The organism is Mesorhizobium sp. M1E.F.Ca.ET.041.01.1.1 (genome assembly GCF_003997355.1).
Classification (GTDB): domain Bacteria; phylum Pseudomonadota; class Alphaproteobacteria; order Rhizobiales; family Rhizobiaceae; genus Mesorhizobium.
Window position 1 is genome coordinate 1 of the sequence record NZ_RZSL01001008.1, and the last position, 1,340, is coordinate 1,340.

The following is a 1,340-nucleotide window of genomic DNA, read 5'->3' on the forward strand; positions in this document are numbered from 1 at the left end:
GGGTAGTGTGCTGAGAGTTCTGCAAATTCGCTGCGAGAGGGCGGTCATGGCAGGCTGGTGATTGTTCACGTCACCGATTCCCGCGAAGGAACGCCACCATGACCAAGACTGAAGATAAATCCGCCATAGCCGCCGTCAAAGACATTCTGCTTTCGAACCCGGATGGATTGCACGAGGTGATCCGTGCGGTGATGCAGGAGGTGCTCGAGGCCGAGATGGACGAGGCGCTGGGTGCTTCGAAGAGTGAGCGCACGCCGGAGCGGCTCGGCTATCGCTCTGGCTATTACGGCCGCACCCTTGTCACCCGTGTCGGCAAGCTTGAGCTGCGGGTTCCGCAGGACCGGGCGGGCCGCTTCTCCACCGAATTGTTCGAGCGCTACCAGCGTTCCGAGCGCGCCTTGGTGGCCACCCTTGCGGAGATGTACGTGCAGGGCGTGTCGACCCGCAAGGTGAAGGCGATCACCGAGGAGCTGTGCGGTCATGCCTTCTCCGCCTCGGCGATCTCGGCCATCAACAAGCGGCTGGACGAGAGCCTGAAGGCCTTTGCCGAGCGGCCGCTTCAAGAGCCCTTTGCCTATCTCATCCTCGACGCTCGCTACGAGAAGGTGCGTGAAGCCGGCATCGTCACGAGCCAGGCGGTGCTGATTGCGGTCGGCATCGACTGGGACGGGCGGCGCCAGATCCTGGCTGTGGAGATGGCCAATCGCGAGAGCGTTCGGCCTGGAAAGACTTTCTCGTGGCGCTGAAGGCGCGCGGCCTCAAGGGCGTCGAGCTGGTCGTGTCCGATGACCATGCCGGCCTCGTCGCGGCAATCGGCGAGGTGATCCCGGAAGCTGCCTGGCAGCGCTGCTACGTGCACTTTCTCAGGAACGCGCTCGATCATCTGCCGAGGAAGCATGGCGACGACTGCCTGCAGGAGCTGCGCTGGCTCTACGACCGGCGCGATCTCGCCGAGGCCAAAGCCGATCTCGCCGCATGGCTGTCCAAATGGTCGGGCCGCTATCCAAGGCTGACAATGTGGGTGGAGGAGACCATCGAGCGCACGCTGACCTTCTTTTGCCTGCCGCGCCAGCACCACAAGCATCTCAAGTCCACCAACATGCTCGAACGCCTCAATGAGGAAATCCGCCGGCGCACCTATGTCGTACGCATCTTCCCCAACGCCGAAAGCTGCCTGCGCCTCGTCAGGGCGCTGGCCGTCGAGACCAACGAGAACTGGATGGAGGCCAACCGCTACATCAACATGGACGACCTGCGCGAGCACAAGAAGCTCGCTCTACGCCAAGCCGCATGACCAGCAACAGGGCCGCCCCTTTTTGCAGAACTTGACGCACACAACC

1 pseudogene is annotated in these 1,340 nt (G+C 62.8%); it reads left to right on the forward strand.

The features are described 5' to 3' along the window. The first annotated feature begins 98 nt into the window (after nucleotides 1-98). Nucleotides 99-1,294: pseudogene (locus EOA38_RS36850) on the forward strand (IS256 family transposase). Nucleotides 1,295-1,340 lie beyond the last annotated feature (46 nt).